Origin of the sequence: Streptococcus danieliae (assembly GCF_009767945.1) — a bacterium.
GTDB lineage: Bacteria > Bacillota > Bacilli > Lactobacillales > Streptococcaceae > Streptococcus > Streptococcus danieliae.
Genome location: NZ_WSRS01000205.1, coordinates 1 through 470, shown reverse-complemented (window position 1 = coordinate 470; position 470 = coordinate 1). Strand labels below are relative to the sequence as shown.

1 protein-coding gene is annotated in these 470 nt (G+C 47.2%); it reads right to left on the bottom strand.

The window, feature by feature from the left end:
• A partial coding sequence (locus tag E5983_RS09465; protein WP_269148551.1) for a Rib/alpha-like domain-containing protein occupies nucleotides 1–470 on the bottom strand: 470 nt, incomplete at both ends.

The window sequence follows — 470 nt, the reverse complement described above, 5'->3', positions numbered from 1 at the left end:
TTAGAGATGGATTTAGATGGATCCACGGACTCACCAACTTTAACAGTTGGAGTTGCCGGAATTGGTTCATTGCTGTCTGCTTGGCTTGGGGTTTCTACAACCTTAACTGTCACAGGAACCTTATCTTGTGAACCATCTGGGTAGGTCACAAGAACGGTCGCTGGTTTATCTCCTGCTGTACTTGTGTCTACTGGACTTTCAAACGCTACCGTAGTACCTGTTGGAAGATCGCCTAGGTTAGAGATGGACTTCTCAGCTGATGGAGTTTCACCAACGGTAACGGTTTGATCAGCTGGACTTGGTTCATTGCTGTCTGCCTGGCTTGGGTTTTCTACAACCTTAACTGTCACAGGAACCTTATCTTGCGAACCATCTGGGTAGGTCACAAGAACTGTCGCTGGTTTATCTCCTGCTGTACTTGTGTCTACTGGACTTTCAAACGCTACCGTAGTACCTGTTGGAAGATCGCC